This is a genomic window from Microbispora sp. NBRC 16548 (assembly GCF_030268985.1).
In the GTDB taxonomy this organism is placed as follows: domain Bacteria; phylum Actinomycetota; class Actinomycetes; order Streptosporangiales; family Streptosporangiaceae; genus Microbispora; species Microbispora catharanthi.
Map to the genome: position 1 here is coordinate 198625 of NZ_BSSF01000006.1, position 23951 is coordinate 222575.

Consider the following 23951-nt stretch of genomic DNA (forward strand, 5'->3'; position numbering starts at 1 on the left):
CGACTTCGTACTACGTGCCGCGATGATGCTTGCCTGTTTCGTGCCTTGTCAGGCCGGACCTCATGACGAGGACGGCTTTCGCGCGCTGCCTGCGGCAGACGATCGGCTTCCGCTGACTCACAAGGAGGGGTCGGGCCGCCGCCTGTCCCCCACTGGTCCCGGCGGGCCCCTGAGTTCAGGAGTATCGAGCTCCGCAGGTGTGGCAGGACGACGGCGGGTGGCTCAACATGAGACCAATGCCAGCTCGTTCGCCAAGCCACCGGCACGTCCGGTTGACCTCGCGCTCGATTGGCCGGGCGGGCGTGGACTGCCTCTCTCGCTACGACGGAAGGATGACCGTGGGCAAGGGCAAACGGTTACGTGCGGCCAGAGAAAAGGCTCCTATCGCTGCCAGAAACTTCGAGCGCGACCTCGTCGACGGATGGGCGGTTGGACCTCACATCCGCGTACGGCAGGCCGCGGCCCCCGATATCAGCGCGATCGCTGAACTGGTGCCCCTCGCCGGCGTGAAGCTCGAAGATGCGCTCGCCGAGGCAGTCAGCAGCGGTGTCAGCGGCGCGGCACTGCGCGCAGGGCTGCGCGGCGGCTCGGAGGCATTTGTCAGGCATACAGCCGAGCAGTTCGCAACCCAGGATGCGAGGCAGGCATACCTGAACGCCTCGCTGGTACTGGTCGCGGAACACCGCGACCGCGGCGTCGTCGGCACGCTGGTCGCCTACCCGCCGTCCAATGTGGTCAACATCCATCTGCGCGGGAGGCAGGGCAAGGACACCGTCTCGGCCAAGGAGCAGCAGCAGATCCTGATGCTCGGCGCCGTCGGCCTGAGCAAGGTAAAGGCGGTCGCCGTGCAGGAAAGTGAACGGCGTCACGGCGTGGGAGAGACCATGCTCAAACGCTGCACGCAGGTGTACTTCCACTGCGGCTACATGCTCGTCTACGGACAGATGCCGCCGACGCCCGGCTTGGACGTCTTCTACCGCCGTGCAGGGTTCCAGGTCCTGCAACCCGGTGAGCCGCTCGACCTTTGGGTGATCTTCGGGGTGCATTCCGAGATCCATCCGGGCCCCGACGAGCGAATGTTCATCCGCGACAGGCTGTGACTGCGAGGCACCGCCTCCGCCCGGATCCTGACGCCCCAGGAAGACCAACGGGCCGACGAGGCAGGAGGCGGTGCCACTTCTGTCAGCCCGGGATCACAGGCAGCCGGATGGGACGATGATTACCGTCGGCGGTCCACTCCACCTCGTGCAACGCGGTCACCGGCCGCAGGTTCGGCAGGCGTTTCACCAGGGCGCGCAGGCCCTCCTGCAATTCCATCCGGGCAAGGTTCGCGCCCAGGCAGTAGTGCGGCCCATGCCCGAACGCGAGGTGCGGACTCGCCCCCGCCGTGGTGAAGCGACGGATGTCGAACCGGCCCGGATCCGGGAAGACGCTCGGATCGTGATCGGCCGCGTACGGGTTAGGCAGCACGACGCGCCCTGCGGAAATGACACCGGACTGGACCACGATGTCGTCGGTCGCCAAGCGCAATAGGCCGTAGCTGCCCGGACCGTCGAAGCGAAGGATTTCCTCTACGGCCGGTTTGACCAGGTCCGGGTCCGCCGCGAGGGCGTCCCACTGCTCGTGAGCCAGCAGCAGCCGGTACACACCACGGGAGATCATCGTGGTAAGCGTCTCGTGCCCTGCGGCCAAGAGCATGAAGACGGTGTTGACCAGTTCGATCTCGGTGAGGCGGTCCTCCTGGTCACGCGCTTGAATCAACAGATCGATCAGGTCGTCCCCCTGGTTGGACCGATGCGAGTTGATCAGTTCGGCGATATAGCCGAGGAAGGCACCGTAGCTCGCCTGCCGCGCCTCGGCGGACGCCTCTGACGTCGACAGGAAGGCATCAGTCCAGTCATGGAACTGGTCCTGGCGCTCCTGCGGGACGCCCATTATGTGGCAGATGACGCGCGAGGACAGCCGTAGCGCGTAGTCGGCGACCACATCGAATTCACCGGTGAAGCCGTCGACAAGCTCATTGGCGATGCCCGCGGCGCTCGCGCGCCAGCGTTCGACTCGGGAACGAGAGAAGACGCTGCTCATGATCCGGCGGTAGCGAGTGTGCTCCGGCGGGTCAAGGTTGATGATGACGCCCGGCACGTCGTCGATGCCTGGGCCCTGCACCATGCGCGGGAGGCCCGGCCGGGCTAGCCGGCGGCTGCTCGCCGGCGAGGTGAGTGCGGCGATGACATCGTCGTACCGGACGAGCATCATCACTTTGTCACCGCTCGGCAGCGTCACCTCCTCCAACGGCGCGCTCGCGTGCCGGCGGTGTAAGTCTGCTGGCGGGGTGCCATGCTTCCCTGGAGGGAAATCGGCCCACGGACACCTGGTACTGGGTTCAACGGTCACGCTGTCTCCCTGCCTGGCAACCCGGCTCATTCCGCCGGGTGATCGGACTGATGAGATAGGGCACCGGGTCAGGACGATGGCGAACGCCGCCGTGGGGAACGGCGCGGGGACGAGTCGCGTAGACCACCGCCACACAAGCTGCTCGCCGTAGAGCGTGCTGCGACAGATCGCCAACACATCACTCTTCGACTTTCCGGCGGCAGAGTGTGGCCTGCAGCTTCAAGCCGCACGGCTGGACGGGCTTCCGGCGACCACCTCATCGAAGCCTCCGTTGTACGCCATGTATGGTGCGAAGTAACCATATATGGCGGGTGATCACTGAACCAGGGAGCGTTAGCCTTCTCTCCCCCCGCCGCGACTCACCCAGCAGTTCCGGGGCCTCCTGCAGCCGAAGGCAACTGGGTGTCTACCGCGCAGTGCCCAATGCCACTGCTAGTCAGTCAGAGCCGGGGGCGCAGTCGTTGCTGCGAACCGTGAGACGAAGGCGTTGCTGCAGAACTCGGTGGCGACGTCGGCCAACCAGGCGATCGCGCTGGGAAGGTCCTCCCGCGGGTCCTGGTAGGACCACGATGCCGGCCGCGCTTCCCCCGTGTGGGCGCGATGCTGGAGGGCGTAGGCGATCGACGCCGCATGCGCGACCACTTCGACGCGGGATTCGGGCACACCGGCCTGGCGTGCTGCCTGACGCGCATCCAGGAGCGCTCTGGTGACGCCTGGGCTAGCGAACATCAATGAAAGCGCGTCGAACAACTCCGTTACCTGGGCGACCAACCGGATCCGTACCGGCAGGCGTTCGCTCATGCGCACGATCTCGGGGTAGGCACCACGGAGCTCCTTCCATAGAGGGGTGATCGCCCGCAGATACCGGCGCGTCTGCAGGTACTCCAGCGGCACCGACAGCGCAGGAATGGTCAACGCGATGAACCCGATTGCGTGAAAGGGCACGTTCACCGTGGAGCTGAAGGAGGCCGACCAAGGAATGCCAGGTTGCGGAAGGTCTAGCACCTGTGGAACCAGGTAGAGCATGGTGTAGATCGACCGAGCCGCGGAGCCTACTGAGGAGAAGCAGAGGATATACAGGCTCGTCTTCACTAGCTGAGAAGTGCTGACCTGCGCCAGGGCACGAAATCGAAGCAACTGAGACCCAAGCGCGTACACCAGGTAGCCCTCATAGCCTGCCAGACACAGCAGTTGCGGAATCGAGGCATGGCCGGCGCCCATGGCCGCGTAACTTGACCTCGCTTCGAGCTGGAACGCCAGCGCGACAATCAGCAACAGAGCCACCACGACGGTGGCTCGTGCCCAAATCCGCTGCACGTCGCGACGCCATCTCGGCGGGTCACTACCGTGCTGGGTCAGGCACCAGCACAGGCACCCTGTCATAGCTGCGATGGAGCCGGCCATGTCGATGGCAAAGGGCGCAGACCGATGTACATGTTCGATCATCCACGCCGTCACCGCAGGCTGCTCGACGCTGACGACCACGCAGCCGGAAACCAGGGCGATGAAGATGTACAGATGCCTGCTGGATTCCCTGATGCCAGGCAGGCGTATCAAGGCCACGAGCCACATGGTCGCGAGACAGCCGGCGACCATGAGATTGAACATTGAGTCTCCCGCTGCGCGTCATGAATGGCGTGCGATCAACCATATATGGCGGGAAATCCTGGCATAAGCCCCTAGCCTATGGATGCAAGGGCAAGCTGAGACACGCCACCTGCAGAGGTTCGCCGAGGAGCAACTTGCGTCCCCCGCTTGACGCCGATGGTGGGCATTGCGGCTCGCCCCCTTTCCATGTCGCCTCTCGACACTGACCGACAGCCATACTGCTGCCTCAAGGCGCGCGAACCCCAACCCTGTTCTGTTTGACCTGCTAGAGGTGGCGCTTCCGTCTAGGAGACGCGCGCCTTGACAATCGGACTTGACAGATTTTGGCTAGCATCTTTACTCTCCAACCCTCTTGACGAATTTGAACGCGTTGCCTGCGAGCTACCGCAGGCGCCTGGAACGGATGAGCGGATGCCTGTCTCCACCGCAGAATCACGACTGGTCAACGCCCCTCCCGCTGTACGGCAAATGTGGCTCGCCGTCGCCGATGCCCACACCGATGCGACGAGGCACATGGAGCGGCTGCACGCTGTCAAGGACGCCGACGACTACTGCCAGACCCTCGCCGCGTACTTCGGCTGGCAGGACTCCGCCGAGACCCTGCTGCTGCGCTTCGACTGGTCCCCCACGCAGTGGGACCCCCGCACCCTGACGCGGCTGGACGGGCTGCACCAGGACCTCCTCGATCTGGGAGTGAGCTCTGCGCAGCAGGCCGCGCTTCCCCGGTGCCGTCTGCCCGAGATCAACACACTTGCTGAAGCGGTCGGCCTCGCAATGGTCCTGCTGGGCAGCACCCTCGGCGCGCAGAAGATGCATCGCTGGGTGCGCGATCGGCTGCCTGAGGCGCCGGTCCGCTTCTTCGCCACTCCCGTACGAACGTCGTGGCGCGACTTTGGGGCGATGACGGAGCGGGCCCTGCCTACGGCGCAGCAGCGAGCCGCGGCAGCATCCGCCGCCGCGCGCACCATGCACGCATTCGTGAGCTGGGCGGAGACCTGGGCCTCCGGCAACGTCCAGTCGCCGATACGAGAAGAGGTCAAGCAGGTTGCCTGAAACGACAGTCGCAAACCGCACGTCCACCATGACCCGGTCCCCCGACCGGCTGGAGCGAAAGTGGCGCAGGCCCAGGATCCTGATGGCGGTGCTCCTGGTGGGAGGCGTGCTTGCCGCTCCCCCTGCCTCCGCGGTGGCCGGCTCGGACATAGGGCCGCGGGGGCAGGTCGTTCACACCAGCCGTACGACCGGCCTGAACTTGGGCAATTCCTCCACAGCCCTGTCCGGCAACGGTGTCGGCGGCAGGAGCAACGGCGATCGAAAGCAGCGCCCCTGCTGGTACGAGCCGCTGATGTCGGCAGAGGACATGCGCCGGCTCCAGGTACGGGAGAGAAAGCAGGCGATGGACTCTGGTGTGGACTACCCGCTGGATATCCGCAAGTTCGCGGACAAGCTCGACGAGAAGGGCATGTGGTGGGGCGTCACCTACAGCGCCAACGACTTGGAGGGCGAGGTGTGCGCCGCTGGAGTGCAGCCGTACATCTGGGTGCTGCGAGGTAGGACGCCGCCGGAACCCTAACCTGGTTGACCGGAGCGTTCATGGTCGCCTATCCAGTGTTGCAATCTCCCTCGCGCCGATCAGTCCGTCCAGCAACCGTCGCCACCTCGTCGGGGGTCGTGGGCGTGACGGCCAGGCGGCGCCGACGGCGGCGCAAGCTGCCCATCAGCCCGGAATCCAACACGTCGGCTTGACCCAGGGGCCGTCGAGCTGCGCACCGCACCGGTTCGGCCATGCACCGGCCTGTGCCAGCCGTGCACCGGGCCGGTCGCTCTTCGGGAAATGGGAAGTGCTCGAACCTGCCGGGGCGGGCGCGTACCGTCGAGAGCAACCCCTGACCCCACCCTCGCCTACCGGAGTGCCAGCATGGTCGTGGACGTGCCCGGCCCCGTTACACCGCAGGGGATGCCCTGCGATCCGGTGAACGCCGCCGGGGCCTCTGCTCTCACCCGCTATCGTGTCGAGCTCGCCAGAGGGCGGCGGCGTCGGCTGGCCGTACGCAGCCTCGCCGCCGGAACTGCCGGTCTCGTCGTCGGCCTGCTCGACTGGAGGTTTGGGGCCGCCGGTGCGCTCGCCGTCGCCGCGGCGGACCTCGGCCGCTGCTACACCCGCGGCCCGGCTGCCCCATGGCGTAAGGGCGCTGCCGGCGAGAGGGCGACGGCCCGCCTGCTCGCGCCGCTCGCCCTCGAGGGGTACGCCATCTTGCACGACCGGGCGATCCCGCACAGCTCGGCCAACGTCGACCACATCCTTATAGGCCCGACGGGGGTGTTCGTGCTCGACAGTAAGCGATGGCACCGCCGCACCCGGCTGCACGGCGTCGGCGGCACGCTGTGGGTCGGCTCGCGCACGGCCGCGTTCGCCCTGCGTGGCTTAGCGTTCGAGCACGCCGCCGTGCAGTCGATGGTGCGCCGGGCAACCTCGAGTCTGGTCGACGTAGGCGGCCTGGTTGCCGTGCATGGGCCCCGGGTGCCGTCCTGGCGTAACCCGGTCATGTACGAGGGCCTCACACTGCTGAGGGCCCGCCAGGTCCCGCGGTACGTACGCGCCCGCGAGCCGAGGCTCGCACCCGAGCAGGTCGCCGAGCTCGCCGCCGGCCTCGCGCGGGTCCTGCCGCCGTACGGCCGCGCCGCCGACGACGGACGTTGAGAACGAGATGGCCCCGTTGGGTGCTGGCGTCGATTCATGGGTGGCCTTCGACGTCGAGTGCATCAATACGCGGCTCAGCCCTCTTCATCTGGGCTTCGTGGAGGTAGTCGGCTGCCGGATCGCCCGGCGGCGGGACTGGGTCGTCCGAACTCCTGGAGAGCGCCTTCACGGACTGCGGTGCGGCGGATGGACGTCCACCCGCGGCCAGACCGTGAGCCCCGAGCAGTACGGCCGAGCCCCCCTGTTCGCCGACGCATGGCCCGAGATGGCCAAGTTCATCGACGGCAGACCGGTTGTCGCCCACAACGCCGGCGCCCGTGACGTCGCGGCGCTGCGGCGGGGATGTGATGACGTGGGAGTGCCGTGGCCCGAGCTCACCTTCGCCTGTTCGCTCGCGCTCGCCCGCCGCGTCTGGCGCACACGCGGCGGCGCCACGGCCGTCGTGTGCTGTTACCAGTTGCATCACCTGGCACGACGGCTGTTCCCCGAGGCCGGGTTATACCAACCCCGCTATGACCTCGTCGCCTATCTTCACGCCGACCCAGTGGAAGACGCCGAGGCCGCCGCCCACCTTGTTCTGGCCGCGCAGGAGACGACCCGCACGCAAACCCTTGCGGAGCTCCTCGCAGTCACGGGGTGCTCGCTCCGGCACGTAGAGCCCGACCGCTATCAGCAGAGTGAGCGTACCTGGGCGTCCCGTGAGCCAATCCGAGTTCCGCAGCCGCGAGTGATCAATCACTGGGATGGCGAGCTGTTCGCCCGTACGGTTCAGGCGAGTTGCCAGGACATCCGCGCAAACTGGCGAGGAGACCCTGCGCTCATCGCCGGATGCCCACACCCTGGGTCATGTACGCGATAGCCACAGCCCTCGGCCCTGAGCGTCCGGAGGCTGGCCAGTGGCACGGGGGTCATGCCTTCCTGCGGCGCTTGGGTGCGTCGCTCTGCTCAACGGGAGGCTGCTCATCGCCCTGGCCGAGGTCCTCGCGGGTACGCGAGTGGGCGAGCTGCTCAAGCGTGGTATCCGGGCGGCCGGCAACCCGCACCCGTTCAGCCCGCTCCTCGGCCGTGCGTGTGTTACATACTGATTGTTTCGAATGATGCTGGTCTGGTGTAGAGTCCGTGGTACGGCTGGCGCGGAGCCGTCTCTGAGCCTTTCCTCCCACGCAGGAAACAGGCGTTGAGGAGAGAACGTCCTGGGGATGCGGCAGACGGCAATTCTCCTTTCCTTGTGGCTCTAGCCGTGCTCGGGCGCGGCCCGTCCTCGGGCGAGGTGCGTGGGACTACGCCGGAGAGACGACACATGGTCGAGTACGACTACCTCAAGAGTCGCGTTCGCTCCTACGCTGCCGCACACGGGTTGACGTACCAGCAGGCCCAGCAGCGGCTGCGGGATGACACGACCATCTACAAGGTCCGCGCCACCGGTCAGCCTCCCGTCGAGTACGTGATCAGCACGGAGATGGCTGCGTTCCTGTCGGGTGAGGGCCTGCATGGCATGGGCCCCTCCGACCGGGAGTCACTGAATAGCCAGCTGATCCAGCTGCCACCTGTCTACGAGTGCGGCACCTGCGGCGAGCCTGGCGATGCGCACGACGACGCCACCACGATCCGGGCTGTCATCGCCGCCTATGAACCCGATCTCAACCCGGTCACGTGGGTGCAGGACCTGTCACGGCATCACGCCCGGTGCGCTCCACCGCGGCTTGTGTGGAAGCAGTTGATCGCGCTCACGTCCGGCGCCCAGCGTGTGTGTGTGACAGGAGGCACCCACCGCGACATCGAGGCTGCCTGCGACCTCACCCTCCGCCCCCTTGTCATGGCGACCATGTTCGATGACCAACTGCGGTCGGCCGAGCCAGTCCTGCTCGTCACCGCAGAGGTAGTCGACGACCACGGCCTGGGCACCGTGTACTGGCTCAACCAGCTGGAGCATCAGTGGTGGCGTCCCGACGGATTCGCTGACCACCCAAGCCGTGGCTACGCCGCCAACTGGTCGATCCGCGTGGAGGAGGCCGGCCGCGACGGCATTGCCTCGCCGTGGATCGCCATCCGGTACGGAACTGACCACGCCGGCGATCCTCTCCCGCTGTGCGCCGCCGCCTTGGACATCCCGGCCCCGTGGCTGGGGCTGTTGCGAGGCCGCAAGGAGCTTCTCGTGCTGGTCGGCCCTATCACCGTCGCAGGCGAAGCCGAGAGCATTCCGCCCGACCTCACCCCGCGCCAGATCGGCGCGATGCTCAAGCACGGCTCGCTGGTCGCGGCAGACGCTCCGCTCATCAAGGTCGCCTGACCCGAGCCGTGACGGCATGCCCCGGGGGCCACCGGGGCAACGGGCCCACCGACGAGGGGTACTTCACCAGGCACTCGACGGGCGCGGCATCACTCCGCCGCGCCCGCCGCCATGCGGTGCCGGGCAGTGTGCTTCCGCGCCTCACGAATTTCCGCGCAGGTGCTGTGCACCAGGGCTTCGTCACAGCGGAGCTCGCTGGTCTGGCAGCGGGAAGCGTAAAGCCCGGTCGTGTCGGCGGGCTGAGGCCGGCCGGCGACCACCTGGTCGACGACGGCGACCATCATGTCGGCCCGGGAGGTGGCCTCGCTGCCGCGGCATCGACCGGGTCGCATGTGCTGACGCGCTTTGCGGCACGCAGCCCTGCGGTCGGCGGGTCCGGCCGACATGTACCGGTCGTGATGGTCGCCCTCGTAATGGCAGCGGGTGCAGTGGAAGGTCACTACCGGCACCAGCCCGCGCGGGCTCTCGGTGCGGCCCTGCGACAGCAGGGCGGGCCTTCCCAACAGCTCATACACCACGACCTGACCACCGTCGTCGAAGGCGTACTCGGTCACGATGCCTTGCCCGTCGGCGTTCCAGGTGGTGGCCGGAATGAAGTCCAGCCAGGCGTCGGTGTTGGGCCAGCGGTCGCCGAAGCAGCCATGCGTGTTGAGCTCCGTGAAGGGGAAACCGGTCGCCGGGTTGGCCTCGAAACGGGTCACGATGTCGGCGGGCCCGAGCCACAGGATGGAGTGCTCCTGGCTTTCCAGCCCGGCTACTCCGAAGGTGTCGGTCGGTCGGTGAGAGCCCGCGAAGATCTCGGTCAGCGCATCGAAGCGGGGATCGCTGCGTTCGACGATTTCGGTCCAGCTGAGCCGGTAGCGCGCAGCGCCGGTAACGAAGGTGGGGTTAGTCGGTGAGAGGTGGTGGGTGTTGCCGGGCAGGTCGGTGGGCGGGAGAACCAGCATGATCGCCTCCTTGACGGAACGGATGATGTGAAGGCGTTGGGGGGCGCTGCAGAGCCGCTGAAGGCTCTGCTCGACCCCCGCTCTCGGCCGGCGCGGCCGGGCTTGCCTGCCCAGCGTGGCTGATCAAGTCGTGCACAGCTCAGACGGGCAGCTGACTCAGCACCCATGCCGCGAGGCCCCAGGCCGGATTCCCGTGTGGCAGCGGTCCGCCGGACACGCGCAGTACGAAGGGATAGTCGGTCAGGCCAAGGCCTGCGCCGGAAGCATCCAAGATCACGTCCTCGTCCGGCTCGCAGGTCAGTTCCGCGAACTCGGCAGGGTCATCACCCACCACGGCGGTGAGCGTCCAGGCGCGCCATGAGCTGTTGCGCTCGAGTTCGACGTAGACCTCCACCCCGCCGGGCCCAGTAATGGTGACCGCCTCTTCCTCGTCCTGCCAGCGGTCGGGAAAGCGCAGCAGCGGGACGGTACTCAGCGCCTCACACACCGCCTCCAGCGCCTCGGAGGATTCGCCGAACTCGGTGGATCGATAGACCGCCGCCTCCCGCACGCTCTCGGCGCTGGTGACCGCGCCTCCGTCTTGGATCTCAAAAGCCATATCTACCCGGACCAGGATGTCGCTCTCCCGCCAGGTGAACAGGCGCTCGTCCTCGCGGTAAAGGAACTCAGCCGTTCCTAGAAAGAACACCCTCGCCAAGGCGGTATGAGTGATCGCCTGCGTCGGCGGCCTCCTAGATCCGTTGCCGGGCGGCGCGGCCGGCGAGGATTCAGGCGCTTGAACGCTAACGTTGATGACGCCGGCCAAGTGGTCCAGATGGGTCAGCTCAGCCGAGATCAGATGCCTGTCGGGTTCGCGGTCCAGCGGGTCCTCGACGAGGGCGGCGAGCTGGCGGGGGTCGGCGGTCACGGTGAAGCCGCAACCGCTCGGCGGATCCTCGAACAGCCGGCGCCGGAGGTAGGCGACGATCAAGCGCGTCACGGTGGCGTCGGAGTCATCGAGAGTGAAGGTGAACAGAGTCTCCAGCAGCTGCCCCCAGCCTCTCATCAGCGGTGTGGGCACCTGCCATTCCTGGCAGGCCCGCTTGATGTCGCCGTCGGCGCTGACCAGCAGGACCCGGCTCAGATCTCCCTGGGCCGCACGCTGTAGGTCCCGTAACCAGGCCGAGTCTGCCGCCCCGGTCTTCACACCGTCCTTGCGCCTCCCGGGTGGCCGCTGCAGGATCTGATCCTTCAGCCCCTCCTTCGCGCTGTCGGCCGACAGTGGCACCACTGTCAGGTTGTCGATCTTTGCCAGGGCCTCCAGAAACGCGCGTTGGACGGCACTCTGGTCGGTATAGGGGGATGCGGGGGGCGTTACGGTCAATCCGGCGTCGGCGAGCTGCCGCCATGACGGGGCCGTGGTGCCGAACGCCGCCTGCCAGTCTTCTCCGATGTGCTGCGCCCACTCCCACGCCACCGGCTCGGGCACCCACACCGGCAGGCCGATCACCTGCAGCCGGGCGGCCAGCGTAGTTAGATTGCCCAGATGCGGCCGGCCCCGGCCCAGCGCGTTGGTATCCAGTGCAACGGCCAGCAACCGGCTGCGGGCCTGCAGACCGATGCTCAGCGTGTCCTTGCTCGCATCCTTCCCACCCCGGGCCGAGGCGGTGGCGGCCACGCCGCCGCCCCTGCGATGTTGCGTGTCGGACATGGTTGCCGCCCTTCCAGGGTCTGGTTGGTTTGCGTCTGCATGGCGACGGCCAGCGGGGCTGCTGTCAGCTCCTGGGCCCTCGATGGGGGGATGGAGGGATTCAAGATCGGCGAGAGGAAGATACCGATCCGCATCCCAGCCGTCGCCGTTCCCCTCGGCGCCGGAATCCTGCTGGCCCAGCCACCCTCCTGACCGCGTCCCCCGCCCTCCCGCCTGAGCGCGTCTCCGGCCGGTTCGCCGTGATGCCTGAAGAGTGCGAGGCCAACGCTACGGTGACCAGGCACACGGTGCATGCTGGACCCCGTGCGGGTGTACAACGAGCCCTGCGACATGGTCATGGCCAAGGACGGCCGGCCCCGTTCCTTCGAGTGGCGCGGCCGGCAGTACGCGGTCGTCAAGGTGCTCGAAGACTGGGAGTCCACGCGGCCATGGTGGCGCGAACCCCTCCCCGGCCCGCTCGACCACGTCGTCTATCACTACCGGGTTCGGGCCTCCTCTACTCGGGGGCAGGGGGTCATAGAGGTGCGGCGCCAGTACGAGGGCTGGTTCGTCACCGCGGTGCTCGACTAGACCACAGGCCGCCGGAAGCAGCGGCAGTCTGGTCAGCTGCGCGCTTGATCAGTCGCTCTGGGGCTCGTACCAGGGGAGGGCCATCGGCTCGTCTCGTCTTGCGGCTTGATCCCTCTGCGGGCCCGCCGCCTGTCGACGGTTCGCTTGATCGCGGAGTTGCCGGGCGCGGATCCGCGCCCCGGGTGCGGCCCGTAGCGCATTCTCGGCCTGCTTCACGTTCATCGGCTGTCGGGCGGTGCCGGCCGCAGCCGCGGCGTCCACCAGTGCGAAACCCTCAGCCATGGTCAGCGGACGGCGGGAGGCGATCGGGCAGCCGTAGGGACACCGCAGGCCCTCGGTCACCCCGTAGATACGGCAGATCGCCGGTCGCGCCTCATACGCGGTGCACCGGCCGTCGGCAAGTGCCGGGCAGGGGCTGGGGCCGTGCGCGGCGGCGCGTTCCTTGGCCTGTTCACGCGGTGGCATCTGGACGCCGGCCCGGCGCAGTCGCTGACGTTCCCGCGGCCCCATGCCGATGTCGTCGGTGCAGTCGTGGGCGCACAGCCCTTGGCAGGCCACCTCAGGGATGCGGGAGTAGACCTGGGCCAGCGCCTGGTCGGCGGCCGTCGACCAGGGATCAGGGGAGGCCGGTAGGTCGCCGGCGTTTCGGTCCGTCACGGTCGCCTCCGCGGCGGGTCGGGTGCTGAGCGGCGGACACGTGCGCGAGGTCGTCGCCGACAGAGCTGGGGGGCGAGCGCTCTCCTCGGTGTCCTGGGATCGCACCTGCCCAGCAGGTGATCGCCGGCTGCGGTCGTCGGCGCCAGTGGCGCTGTTGTGCCGTTCGGGAGGCGGGGTGCCCGTGACGAGGCGGCTCATGGCCTCTTCTCCTGATCGTCGGTTATCCCGTCTGCGGCATCGGCGGTGCCCGGCGTGAGGTTGTCATCGGCGACGGGTAGGCGCCGGGTGAGCTCGGCCAGCATGCCCTGCACGCCGTCCGTGTACGCGCGCTCGGCGGCCTCGGCGCGCTGTTCGGCCGCCCGTTGGGCCGCACGCGCGGCCGCCAGCTCGGCCTGGGCCTGTTCCACCTGCCGGTCGGCGTCGGCCAGCGCGCTGTTCTTAACCACGATGAGGTCGCGCGCTTCGCTCTCGTCCTGCCGTGCCTGCTCCAGCTGGCGGGTGAGGTCGGCGACTTGCTCGTCGTGCCGCTGGCGGACCGCGGCAAGCTCCTCCCGGAGGCTGGCCAGGTCGTGATCGAGGGCGTTGCTGCGTTCCTCGAGCGTTGCCTGACGCTGCTGCGCCAGCGCGAGCTCGCGCTCCAGCTCGGCGATGCGCACCCGGGCGTCGTCGCGGTCGCGGTCGAACTGCTGTCGCAGGCGTTCCAGGTCGGTGGTGTGCTGCCTGCGGTCGGCTTCGCGTCGCTCGCGCTCGTCGACGAGGTCGGCGGTCGCACGTGCGGCGGTTTCCTGGGCAGCGAAGCTGCGCCGCTCGGCGCGTTCGGCCCGCTCCTCGGCCTCCTCTTGTTCGCGTTGCGCGGTGGCCGCGCGTCGCTCTGCGGCTCGGGCGCGCTTCTCGGCATCGGCCGCTAGTCGCTCGGCCTCGGCCATGCGACGCTCGGCGGCCTCCGCGCGCTGCTCGGCGTCGGCGGCGGCCGCGCGCTCGTCGGCCAGTTCCCGCTCACGCTCGGCCTGCTCGGCGAGCAGCACGTCTTGTAGCTGCTCGAGTAGGCGAAGCTCGGCGGTTACGGCGTCGGTGAGCGTCTGGAGAGCGGGCGCGTGCTCGCTGACGAGAGCGCCGAACCGCCCCTGCAGCTCCCTGAGCCGCGCCTCGCCCTGGCGCTTGCGCGCGTTGCTGGCGGCGTTGTTGCACCGGCGGCTGCAGTACCGCGGCCGCCGCCCGGTGCCGGAATAGGCGGCGAGAGGCCGGGGCTGGCCGTCGGTGTCCCATAGCTCCGCGCAGGTGGGGTTCTGGCAGCGCAGCTGCTTGGAGTCCTCGGGAGCGTCGGGAGCGGATCCCTGGTCGGCGGGTGTCATCACGCTGATCAATCTAGTGGGTTGACGCTGAACGCGAATACAGTTGAGCGTTGAGCGTTCATAACCAATAGGTATGGAGAAGTGTTTCGCAGAATTCAGATTCTGTGAAATGATCCAGAGAGCAGCGCAAAGGAAGGCGCGTCGAGCGAAGGGGAAGGGATGATCTTGAAGCGGGGCCACGGCCGGCGGCGGGGGCCGCTGGTGCGGCCCCTCGGCGTGTGCCCCGCGGCCCGGCCGTCCCAGGCGGTGCGGCACCGGGCGGGTGCGGCGCCCTGCGGCACTGCCGGACCGGGGCGGACTTCCTGTCGCGACGCCCCATTCGCGGAGAACACTCGACTACTGAAATGGTCCAGGCTGCGCCTTACCGTCACGGTAGCGCTACGCACGCGGACCGACAAGGATTTCGGCATGACCTCCTGCGGCCATCCCCCAACCAGACCTGGAGCCCGCCGTGAGCATCAACTACTACGCCGTCACCCCTGACACCCCGCAGGACGATGAGGGCCTGCACATCGGCAAGCATGTCGGCGGGAAGGAGTTCCTGTTCCGCGCCCACCCAGACCTCGGCCTAGTCACGGTCGCGGCGTGGACCGCGTACCTGTCCCGGCCAGACGTCAAGATCATGGCCGAGTCAGGCTATGAGGAGCCCGTCGAAAACTTCCTGGCTGACGCGACCCAGCGGCCCGCCGATCTCGGCCCCGGCGAAGGGCACCTGTGGCCCCGCCAGGCGGTGTCCTTCCGCGCCGAGCGTGGCGTCCCGTTCGCCGACTACGAATTCTGCTGACGCTCGGACCACCATCGAGAGCGGCGAGCGGCCAGTGACAGAACCTGCCGCTTCTACTGCCAGAACTCGTCGTTCGTTGTGACAAAACCTGGCGCTTGCAGTGCCAGAAACCTGGCGCCTAACCCTCCCGGAGAACGGCCGTGCGCCCCACACCCCTAAACATGATCCTTTTCGCGCTGGTGTTCACCCTTGCCACCATCGGCGCAATCGCCATCGCCCACACGCTCATCACGTGACCCCCGAACGGGGGTTCTCCGTGAGCATCGACGTCGATCCGGCCCGGGAGACCTCCCGGGGCCGGCGGACTTGCCCAGAGAGGACGGACAGAGCTATGAGCATCTGTATTCGTGAGGCGGACGGCCGATGGAGCGACTCGGGCGACGTTGCCCTGAGCGCGTACAGGGTGACGGGCGCTGGCCTCGATATGGCCGCGAGCGAGGTCGGCCGGTGATTGCCACTCGTCGGCAGACGGCGGCCGCGAGCTACGTAGCCGCCGTCATGGCCGTCCTCGAAGAGGAGTTCCCCGGCCTCCGGGCCGACCCGTATGCCGCCGAAACCGTCTCGGACGCGATCCGCAAGCATGCCCTCAAGCCGGGCGACTGGTTGGAGGTCATCGTGGACGCACCGGCCGTGGCGAACTGGCGGGTCAAGGCCGACCGAGACCACCCCGGCCGCGTCCGCCTGGCGTGCTACCGGCTCCCCGACCTGATCACTGCCGACGATGAAGCGCGGGAACAGCGCATCAACGACGCCTTGCTGAGGATTCCGTGACCGGGGATAAACGTCGCGCCGGTGCCTCAGGCGGCGCCACCGGGACTCTCCCATGGGTCCGCCCCGCTTCGGAAGGCCACGCCGCGCTACGCGCGGTCGCCTTCGGCGAGCCTTCCTACGCCTCCTGCGGACCCATGGGAAGCCAGCCCCGGCGCCTCCAATCGCCCTGCATCGCCCGGTAGTCGCGATTCGCGCCTGCACCGGGCGGTAGCCGCGGTGGGCACGCCCCTGGAAGAAGACGGGACAAAATTGATCAGAGAGGACGATGGCGCCTGTGACCGATGAACTCCCCTCGAACGCCGAATCGGGCGGCGTCCAGCCGGACCAGGTGTGGGCCGACAACGACCGCCGATGCGCAGGCCGTACCCTTCGGGTCGACTCCGTAGACTCCGTCCACGCCTACTGCACCGTGCTGACGAACCCGACCGAAACACAGCGACTTCTGGACCGCGGCACCATAGGTGTTCGAGACACCCGCGGCAACAAGGTGCGGATCCTGCCTGAGCCGCATGTGGCCCACCAGCACCGGCTACCGTCTCGTCACCGAAGACAGCCCAACGGGGCGCTGATCCTATGGCTAAAAGGATGAAGCCGCCTGCGCCGCGCCCCTGCCTGACGTGCCCCTATCGCCGGGATGTTCCCTCCGGGATCTGGGACCGGGAAGAGTACGAGAAGCTGCGCCGCTACGACGCGCCAACCATCGCCCAGCCTCAGAAGGTGTTCCTCTGCCACCAGCAAGACCGGGCATCGGCGGCAGGGCGCGTATGCGCGGGGTGGGCGGGCTGTCACGACGGCGACCACCTGCTGGCGCTGCGGGTCGCTGTCTTGGAAGGCGTGATGGGAGTTGACGATGCCCAGGCCGTCATCGACTACAGCTCGCCAGTTCCCCTGTTCGCCTCTGGGGCGGAAGCTGCCGATCATGGCCTTGCCGAGATCGACCATCCCAGCCGGCAGGCTGTTGAAGCGGTCGCCAAGATCGAACGGGTGCGGACCGACCTTCTTTCGCCGAAGACGCAGCGGTCGGCTTAGACGCACTGAGGATGCCTGCGAATGCCCCTTCTGAACGAGATGCGGCACCCGGCCGGATTCGACTTCGCCGCATGGCAGGACCACGTCTGCGCCCTGCTGACCGCCTGGCTGCTCAACGACTTCACCTGGGCTGGCCAGCCGCTCGGAGCGCACATCGCGACGGTCACGGTTGAATTCGGCGACGGGCACCGGGTTCAGGTCTGGCAGAGCCCGGAGGCGACTATGGGCTTGGCGCAGCCATGTGCCATGAAGCGCCGTACTGGCCTGGAGGACGCCGAGTGGAATCCGTGGCACCCGGTGTGGTTGGAGCTTGCTGAGGCGGGCTGGCATCTGGAAGGGCGCTGGCTTCACCCGCACACGAGCCACGAGATCGACCAGTTCGCATTCGCGGAGAACCGCGGAAATCTCTTGATCGCCTGCGCGGATCGCTCCCGGCCCGGATCGCCGCCCAACATGGACCCGACGTCGTCGCCCTACCTCACCGATCAGAGCGTCATCGCGGTCCCGTTCTTTCCGCACAGGGCGCTGCGCCATCTTGAGGAGGGCCAAAGCCCCGCGGCGGCGATGCTGTTGGTCGCTGGTACGGCCGTGGTGGAGTTCGCCGTTCATGAGGCGCTGGAGACCTTCCAGTCCTGGCCCGGGAAGCCCGTGTGGGACCCGCACGACTCGGTGTACTACCTCAAGAGCGTTGCTCGCTGGGCGAACCCCGCGGCGATCACGGTGGGATGGCCGATCCTGCCGCGCTAGCTGTTGTCCTCCTCGAGTCGGCGACAAGCGCCCCGAACCCCAACGGAGACTGATCATGCTGTACCGCCTCTCAGATGGCCAGGGACGAGTCTTGGGCGTCTTCGACAGCCCCGAAGAAGCGCAGGGTCACGCGCCTGAGGTCGCTATCTGGCGTCCGGCCGCCGGCGGCCACCCAGATGACCTGGACGGCTGGCCAGCCGACTACAGCTTCCACGACGGCCCGCACTTCACCGTCCGCGCCATCCAGGAGGAACCGTGATGGGCAGGATCAGCGAGTTGGACCACGACAGTCCCGCCAGCGATGAAGCGGCGCCAGGCGCTCCGGACCGACTCGCTTGCGGCAGGGGTCTGCCGATGGCACGCACGCCACACCGCGGCCGCGCGGCGCGTACGCGGACTCACCACGTTCCTTCAGGAGGTTGCTGAATGCACCACGATGACCCGCTGCAGCGCCTAGTGGATGGAATCGCCGCCCACGCCGGGATGTGGGCCAGCGCCTACAAGACGCAGCGCGCGGACTGGAGGCATCCCAGCTTCGCTGCCCTTCTCCTCACCCACGGCCGGAGCTTCGCCCCGGGGCCGCGTCCAGCGCACGTGGAGCCGGGCCCGCCCGGCATGTGCTTCGCTACCGCACTGACCCATGCTGAGCAGCACGGGCTCATCTACGTGGAGGGCATGGCCCTCACACCTCACGAGCCGCTGGGCTTCGATCACGCCTGGTGCATCGCCGAGGCCGACGGCCGGGTGGTCGACCCTACGCTGCCCGACGGGTACGTCCTGGCCTATGTCGGCGTGCCGCTCACCCCCGAGTACCGGCGAGCGCAGCAAGCCATGCGTGGCTGCGACGCGATCCTCACCTCGGGCCGGACGACCTGGACTGATAACGCGACAGCACTTCGCGAAGGGCTCCCGGCCGACGCGATGCCTGTGGCGGGCTGGCCCATCCCGGCGCCGAGACTACTTGGCGCATGAGCTCCTGCCTCAGGGCAGCCAGTCCCATATCGAAAGGAATCCCGTGCACGACCAGACACCCGGCGCAGAGCGCGCGGCCCGGGCCGCCTACGCCCAGCGAGTCGTCGACGTGCTCGGCGAGCACTTCCCCGACCTGCAGAACCCGCGTACGGCCATGGACGTCTCCATCTCCATCGAGCGGCACCTGCGCAGCCCCGACCCCACCTGGGAGGCGTTCCTCGACCATCCGCTCGTGGCCAACTGGGCGCTTCGCAGCGACGGCGCGGGCAGGCTTCGGGTGGTCTGCCGTCGACACCCGAGCGGCGAGGCGGACGTGCGCCGTGAGCGTGAGCTGACCGCGCTCATTCAGGAAGGTGCCGTGTGACGGCCGGGCAGCATGACCAGGACGGTGAGGTGGAGCCGTCCGCGCTCACCCCGACGGCGATCTACCGCCCGGGTCAGCGTCCCGCCGCGCCAGCCTCACCCGGGCCCGTCCTTCCGACGCCAGGCACCGGCCAGCCGCCGACTCAGCCGACAGACGCCGCACCACCGCCGGCGCCACTGGTCTTCAGCGTCGGGGACATCCCCGGCCTGCGCCCTCGGTGGCGCCGCGGCGACGGTGGAGAAGTCGCCGGCGACGACGTCGTCCTGGTCGACAGCCTGGACCGAGCAACCTGGCAGGTCGTCGCCGCCTGGCTGAGGGACAGCGCCTCCGTCGCGACCCGCCGCACCCGGCTGCAGGTGCTCGCGGCGTTTCTGCGCTGGCTGAAGACTCTGAAGCCGCCGGTTGCGCTGCTGGAGGTCAGCGAGGACCACCTGATCGCCTACCGGGACGCCGCCGCCACCGGGACGCTCGCCGTCGGGGTCCGCACGCCAGGCAAGCCCCTCGGACCGGCGACCCTGGCCAAGCAGCGCGCCAACCTGTCGTCTCTCTTCCGTTACGCCCGGCGCCGCAAGGTGATCGCGCACAACCCCGCGGCCGACATTCACACACCCGCCGTCTCCCGCCGCGGCACCACCCCCGCGATGACCCGGGAGGAAACCCTCCAACTGAGGGAGGGGATCTCCCGGCTCGCGAGCAGCCAGCCGGGCCGGGCCGCGGCGGTCGCTCTGCTGGCTGGGATCGGCGCCCGCGTCGGCGCGCTGCCCGCCCTGACTGTCGGCGACATCCGCACCGTCCTCGACGACGACGGCCGCGAGCACGTGACCGTCCAGTTCCGCAACAAGGGCGGAGAAAAAGAAGCCCTCCCCCTGTCCGGGCTGGCCCTCCAGACGCTGCAACCGCTGATCGTGGGTCGTCCGGCCAGTGCCCTGCTGTTCACCAAGGCCGACGGGCGCCCGATCGACCGCGACTGGGTGAATGCCGGCCTTACCGCCGCCGCCATCGCTGGCGGAATTCCACGGGAACGCGCCCAGTCCTTCACGCCGCACTGGCTTCGCACGACCGTAATCACTGAGCTGCTTGAGGACGACGTCGCGCCCGACGTGGTCCAGAAGATCGCGTTGCACCAGTCGGTGGACACGACCATGCGTTACAACCGCCGACGGACTGCCCTGAAGGAGCACCAGCTTTACGACCTGGAGCAGAGACGTGAAGCCGGTCGGCAGCAGAGCCAACGAGCTGAGGAGGGCTAAGGGCGGTGTACGGATCCTCAGGCGAGAGCACGGGTCGTGAGCGCAATAAGCACTGACACGTTGCCGCCGTCACGAGTATGGCGGCTTCAAGATGAACTGGCGGCAGCTAGCGGAGTGGACGCATGCCCGGCCGGCTGGCCACGCCCACGCGTGGACGGCCGGCCGGTCCCGTGGGTCACCCCGGTCCTGCACGGGCAGCCCTGGTGGAAGTTCCTGCACTTGGAGCGGTTACGGCGCTGCCAGGAGGAATGGCTGTGCCAGGTATGTGGCCTGACGCTTCCGACGCGTGCACAAGTCATCGCCGACGCGCAGGGGCACCTTGTGACCGACGGGGCGCTGCACCGTCGGTGCCTACGGCTCGCACTAACCGTTTGTCCCGGCCTCGCGAACGCCGAAGAGGAGCTCCTTGTCGCCACCGTCGGTCGCCGTGATCTGCTCGTCGACGGCCAGGAGCTCAGCGACGAGGCTTTGTCCGCGCCTCAAGCCTGGGATCTCACTGCGTCCGCCCTCGCCGTTGCCATCCCCGTAGGGGACTTCCACGCTTGGTCTGGTTCCGCCTGATCCCCACGCGTCGTTCTCGTCTCTGCGTTGACCCGGATGCGCGCCTGCGCACTGCTGCTGTCGGCGGGTGCCGCCGAGTCCGGCTGGTCGAGCGCAGGTATGCCGCCACCGCCGCGGCGTAGTCGGCGGTGGTCTCATATGGGATTATGTCGGCCTCCTCGACGGCGCTGGAGGGGGCCCGCAGAACCCGGCCAGGCCCGTTGCCCCATAGCAACTCGCCGTCCAGGTCTACGCCCGCCTCATCCGCGATGTCTTCGGCTGCGCGTATGCAGCAATGCCGCCTTGACGTGCCGGGCGAGATGGCAGGCCTGGAACATTGACGTGGGCGCCGATGGAGGGACCAGCGTGTAGGTAAGGCGGCGCAGCTCCTCCTCGGCCATCTCACTGTCAAGCCGGATGCCAATCGCCGCGTCCAACGCTGTCTCCCACAACTGTGGTTGTTGGAGGATGGGCGCGGCGTGGTCGAGCGGATGGGAGATGTGCAGTGAGTGATGATGTGGCGCGGACGACGGTCGTGCCGTGGGAGACGGTGACGGATGCGAAGGGGCGCCGGGCGTGGACTGCTGGGCAGATCCGGGCGGCGCTTGCGGGTCTGCCGGATGACGCCCCGGTCGTGCTTCACGTGGCGACCGATGTGGATGACGTGGCTGACGATCAGATCATCGTGGCTGCTGGTCATGGGCAGATCGGTTGGGGGGATGGGTACGGGCTGGAGCGCGACCCGTTGTTCGCGTTTGAGTGTGCCTGGCACACGAAGGACGTCCTGCACATTCGCCCGGAGCGACCTCGAATGCGTGATGGGGGGACGGGAGAGGCGTGATAGGGCGGGACGAGTTGGTCCACATCGAGCACCGTCATGCGCACCTGTCTCGGCTCCTCGCCTAAAGGTGATCAGGGGATGTTGGCTCCCAGGACGTCTACCACCTCGGCCGGTCCTGGTCTCCGGATGAGGTTGTCTGCTGTAGCCCGGAGGGCGCGGCCCCGCCACTCGTGGGCGGACTGGTGGCTCTGCTGGCTGGTCCGCGACGGAGTCGGGTGGGCCAGGGCGGTGGCGGTCTCAACGAATTCGGTGACTGCCATGTATAAGGCCATAAGCGGGTCCTGAGACAACTGCGGCTGCATACGGTGAGGTGCTGTGGGGGCGGGGCCGTCAGCTGTGCGGACCCCGCTCCTGCTGGGCCGGACGGTCCGCATCAGCAGGGATAGATAGCCGACCAGTATGGCTGCGCCGATACACATGCCGATCACCGTGATGTATCCGGCTATCGGCCCGTCATCTGAGGCTCGTTGATCGATCAGTAGGGCGGCCGTGGCCATGCCGAGTGCTCCGCCCAGCTGGCGGGTGGTCATGTTCGCGCCGACGGCCGCCCCGTACGCGTCGGGTGGGCTGGATAGGGCGCATGCCACGGATGCCCCTGTGTTCACGGCGCCGAAGCCGAGGCCAAGCGTCGCCGCAGCGGGCAACCACACCTGTGGCAGCGGTGAGGGGCTGCCGATCGCGGTCGCGATCAGCAAGACGGCTGACCCGGCGATGGTCACCGCTCCGCCGTAGATGACGGGGCGCGGACCGGTCGGCCTCTTGCTGAGGCGCCCGGCGATCAGGCTGGCGATCCAGACTCCCGCGGATAGAGGGGCCATTGCCAGCCCCACCATGGCCGGCGAGTAGGACCACATCTGGTTCAGGTAACGAGGGCCGATGGCCAGGAGCGGGATGGAGATCATCCCGTAGAGTCCCGATACCGCACCCGCCAGTGTGAACAGCGGAGCTCGCCAGAGGCTGATCTCGATTGCGGGGTTGGGGTGGCGGCTTGATCGCCAGAGCGTCACGCTCAGCAACGTGCACCCGACGCCGACGAGCGCGGCACACCCGGGCGACCTCCATCCCCAGACTGGACCGTTAGCCAGAGCCGCCAGGATGGCAGTGACACCGATGCCGAACAGCATGGCCCCGGCGAGATCGGGCACTTTCCCCCGCTGCCCAGGGCCTCGGTCCGGTATCCAGGCCGTGGCCACCAGCAGCACCGCGGCGCCCGCCGCGCTGGGAACCAGCAGCACGTGCCATCCCGCGGCCCCACCGAGCCAGCCGCCGGCTGTGTGCATCAGGACCCCGCTCAGCCCGCCGGCGGCGCTCCAGACGCCGATCGCCCGCGAGCGATGCTCAGGAGCGATCTCACCGATCAGCAACGCTAAGGACGCGGGGACCATCGCGGCGGCCCCGAGGCCCTGGACAGCCCGGGCGATAAGCAGGATGGGAAGGGTGGGCGCGAGGACCGCCATGGTTGCGGCAGCGGAAAACGTGGCCAGGCCGATCGCCAGCAGGCGGCGTCGGCCGAGCAGATCGGCAAGGCGCCCGCCCGTCGTCAGGCCTGCGGCGAGCGCGACGGCGAACGCGCTTACTACCCACTGCAGCTGCGTCTGGCGGACATGTGGGCCGGTGAAATCGGTGTCAAGCAGGGGCACGACCAGCGTGGCGGCGATCGTGTCGGCCATGACTGTGCCCATGGTGCCCGCGCACACGACCATCAGCAGCGCCGGGCGCGACTTGGGCCTGTGCGGGAGATGGCGAGCGTGTCGGGTGATCACCTCAGGGCGCCCGCCGACGGCCCGATCGCCTGCTGCCGCAAATCCCCTGGCCACCTCGGCGTGACCGGTTGGCCGGTGGCGGCGCTCGCCCACAAAGGTTGCCGCAGGTCATGTGCGGTGGTCTGGCGCCGGCCGAGCAGCGGGGGAAAGTCCCGCATGACGGCGGCGAGGTCGTCGAGGTCGCCGTTCACCAGGGCCTGCGGGCCGTCGCACAGGGCCTGCTCGGGGTGGGGGTGCACGTCGATGATCAGGCCGTCGGCCCCGACCGCGACCGCGGCACGCGACAGCGGCAGCACGAGGTCGCGCCGGCCCCCGGAGTGCGACGGGTCCACGATCACCGGCAGGTGCGACAGCCGCTGCACGACCGGGACCGCCGAGATGTCGAGCGTGTTGCGGGTGGCGGGCTCGTAGGTGCGGATGCCGCGCTCGCACAGGACGATGTCGAGGTTGCCGCGCTGGGCGACGTACTCGGCCGCCATCAGCCACTCCTCGATGGTCGCCGTCATGCCCCGCTTCAGCATGACCGGCTTGCCCGCCGCGCCCACGGCCTGCAGCAGCGCGAAGTTCTGCGCGTTGCGGGTGCCGACCTGCAGCATGTCGGCGTACGACGCCACGAGCGCCACGTCGTGGGCGTCCACGACCTCGGTGACGATCGGCAGCCCGGTCTGCTCGCGCACGTCG

The 23951-nt window shown here is 68.3% G+C and carries 24 protein-coding genes; 16 read left to right on the forward strand and 8 right to left on the reverse strand.

Annotation, left to right across the window (positions count from 1 at the left end; all coding sequences use genetic code 11):
- Positions 1-332 precede the first annotated feature (332 nt).
- Positions 333-1100 carry a GNAT family N-acetyltransferase gene (locus tag QSK36_RS18275; RefSeq protein ID WP_285783265.1) on the forward strand — a complete coding sequence of 256 codons (768 nt, stop codon included), beginning with the start codon at positions 333-335 and terminating at the stop codon, positions 1098-1100.
- An 82-nt stretch (positions 1101-1182) separates the two neighbouring features.
- Here the strand turns inward: QSK36_RS18275 and QSK36_RS18280 are convergent, their stop codons facing one another.
- Together QSK36_RS18280 and QSK36_RS18285 are read right to left on the reverse strand one after the other, a co-directional pair.
- Positions 1183-2283, reverse strand: coding sequence for a cytochrome P450 (locus tag QSK36_RS18280; RefSeq protein WP_285783266.1), 1101 nt, complete (start codon positions 2281-2283; stop codon positions 1183-1185).
- A gap of 543 nt (positions 2284-2826) precedes the next feature.
- Entirely contained in the window at positions 2827-4002 is a 1176-nt protein-coding gene (locus QSK36_RS18285) for a DUF6545 domain-containing protein (protein ID WP_285783267.1), read from the reverse strand.
- Between the two features lie 411 nt (positions 4003-4413).
- Here QSK36_RS18285 and QSK36_RS18290 point away from each other — a divergent pair, with 411 nt between their 5' ends.
- The 5 genes from QSK36_RS18290 (at position 4414) to QSK36_RS18310 (ending at position 8993) form a co-directional block, all read left to right on the forward strand.
- A complete protein-coding gene (locus QSK36_RS18290; protein WP_285783268.1) occupies positions 4414-5055 on the forward strand; it encodes a biliverdin-producing heme oxygenase in 642 nt (213 codons plus the stop codon).
- Between the two features lie 28 nt (positions 5056-5083).
- On the forward strand, positions 5084-5575 hold the full coding sequence (locus QSK36_RS18295; protein ID WP_285783269.1) for a hypothetical protein: 492 nt from the start codon (positions 5084-5086) through the stop codon (positions 5573-5575).
- Positions 5576-5920: 345 nt separating this feature from the next.
- Positions 5921-6703, forward strand: coding sequence for a nuclease-related domain-containing protein (locus QSK36_RS18300; RefSeq protein WP_285783270.1), 783 nt, complete (start codon positions 5921-5923; stop codon positions 6701-6703).
- A gap of 40 nt (positions 6704-6743) precedes the next feature.
- A complete protein-coding gene (locus QSK36_RS18305; RefSeq protein ID WP_285783271.1) occupies positions 6744-7562 on the forward strand; it encodes a 3'-5' exonuclease family protein in 819 nt (272 codons plus the stop codon).
- A 441-nt stretch (positions 7563-8003) separates the two neighbouring features.
- A complete protein-coding gene (locus QSK36_RS18310) occupies positions 8004-8993 on the forward strand; it encodes a hypothetical protein (protein ID WP_285783272.1) in 990 nt (329 codons plus the stop codon).
- 89 nt (positions 8994-9082) lie between these two features.
- On the opposite strand, the gene QSK36_RS18315 is transcribed toward QSK36_RS18310, so the two are convergent.
- Entirely contained in the window at positions 9083-9940 is an 858-nt protein-coding gene (locus QSK36_RS18315; protein ID WP_285783273.1) for a hypothetical protein, read from the reverse strand.
- Between the two features lie 139 nt (positions 9941-10079).
- A complete protein-coding gene (locus tag QSK36_RS18320) occupies positions 10080-11630 on the reverse strand; it encodes a hypothetical protein (protein WP_285783274.1) in 1551 nt (516 codons plus the stop codon).
- Between the two features lie 291 nt (positions 11631-11921).
- On the opposite strand from QSK36_RS18320, the gene QSK36_RS18325 reads away from it, so the two are divergent.
- Positions 11922-12200, forward strand: a complete 279-nt coding sequence (locus QSK36_RS18325) for a DUF6504 family protein (RefSeq protein WP_285783275.1) — start codon at positions 11922-11924, stop codon at positions 12198-12200.
- 48 nt (positions 12201-12248) lie between these two features.
- On the opposite strand, the gene QSK36_RS18330 is transcribed toward QSK36_RS18325, so the two are convergent.
- Both QSK36_RS18330 and QSK36_RS18335 read right to left on the reverse strand, forming a co-directional pair.
- Positions 12249-12857, reverse strand: a complete 609-nt coding sequence (locus tag QSK36_RS18330) for a YkgJ family cysteine cluster protein (protein WP_285783276.1) — start codon at positions 12855-12857, stop codon at positions 12249-12251.
- Between the two features lie 194 nt (positions 12858-13051).
- Entirely contained in the window at positions 13052-14212 is a 1161-nt protein-coding gene (locus QSK36_RS18335) for a coiled-coil domain-containing protein (RefSeq protein WP_285783277.1), read from the reverse strand.
- A gap of 448 nt (positions 14213-14660) precedes the next feature.
- Here QSK36_RS18335 and QSK36_RS18340 point away from each other — a divergent pair, with 448 nt between their 5' ends.
- The 9 genes from QSK36_RS18340 (at position 14661) to QSK36_RS18380 (ending at position 21507) form a co-directional block, all read left to right on the forward strand.
- Positions 14661-14993 (forward strand): hypothetical protein, encoded by a 333-nt coding sequence (locus QSK36_RS18340; protein WP_285783278.1) that lies wholly within the window; start codon positions 14661-14663, stop codon positions 14991-14993.
- Positions 14994-15491: 498 nt separating this feature from the next.
- Entirely contained in the window at positions 15492-15764 is a 273-nt protein-coding gene (locus tag QSK36_RS18345) for a hypothetical protein (protein WP_285783279.1), read from the forward strand.
- 585 nt (positions 15765-16349) lie between these two features.
- Positions 16350-16793 (forward strand): DUF6283 family protein, encoded by a 444-nt coding sequence (locus QSK36_RS18350; RefSeq protein ID WP_285783280.1) that lies wholly within the window; start codon positions 16350-16352, stop codon positions 16791-16793.
- 21 nt (positions 16794-16814) lie between these two features.
- A complete protein-coding gene (locus QSK36_RS18355) occupies positions 16815-17540 on the forward strand; it encodes a hypothetical protein (protein WP_285783281.1) in 726 nt (241 codons plus the stop codon).
- Between the two features lie 55 nt (positions 17541-17595).
- Positions 17596-17799, forward strand: a complete 204-nt coding sequence (locus QSK36_RS18360) for a hypothetical protein (RefSeq protein WP_285783282.1) — start codon at positions 17596-17598, stop codon at positions 17797-17799.
- 167 nt (positions 17800-17966) lie between these two features.
- Entirely contained in the window at positions 17967-18512 is a 546-nt protein-coding gene (locus QSK36_RS18365; protein WP_285783283.1) for a hypothetical protein, read from the forward strand.
- Between the two features lie 43 nt (positions 18513-18555).
- Positions 18556-18876: a hypothetical protein gene (locus tag QSK36_RS18370; protein WP_285783284.1), complete on the forward strand. Its 321-nt coding sequence runs from the start codon at positions 18556-18558 to the stop codon at positions 18874-18876.
- Complete coding sequence (locus QSK36_RS18375; protein ID WP_285783285.1) at positions 18873-20126, forward strand: tyrosine-type recombinase/integrase; 1254 nt, start codon at positions 18873-18875, stop codon at positions 20124-20126. The genes QSK36_RS18370 and QSK36_RS18375 overlap by 4 nt, the downstream gene beginning before the upstream one ends.
- 1045 nt (positions 20127-21171) lie before the next feature.
- Positions 21172-21507: a DUF6225 family protein gene (locus QSK36_RS18380; RefSeq protein WP_285783286.1), complete on the forward strand. Its 336-nt coding sequence runs from the start codon at positions 21172-21174 to the stop codon at positions 21505-21507.
- Between the two features lie 71 nt (positions 21508-21578).
- Here QSK36_RS18380 and QSK36_RS18385 read toward each other — a convergent pair whose 3' ends face one another.
- Together QSK36_RS18385 and aroF are read right to left on the reverse strand one after the other, a co-directional pair.
- Positions 21579-23210, reverse strand: a complete 1632-nt coding sequence (locus QSK36_RS18385; RefSeq protein WP_352240588.1) for an MFS transporter — start codon at positions 23208-23210, stop codon at positions 21579-21581.
- Positions 23211-23266: 56 nt separating this feature from the next.
- The coding region (aroF, locus tag QSK36_RS18390) for a 3-deoxy-7-phosphoheptulonate synthase (protein ID WP_285783287.1) at positions 23267-23951 on the reverse strand (685 nt) is incomplete at its 5' end.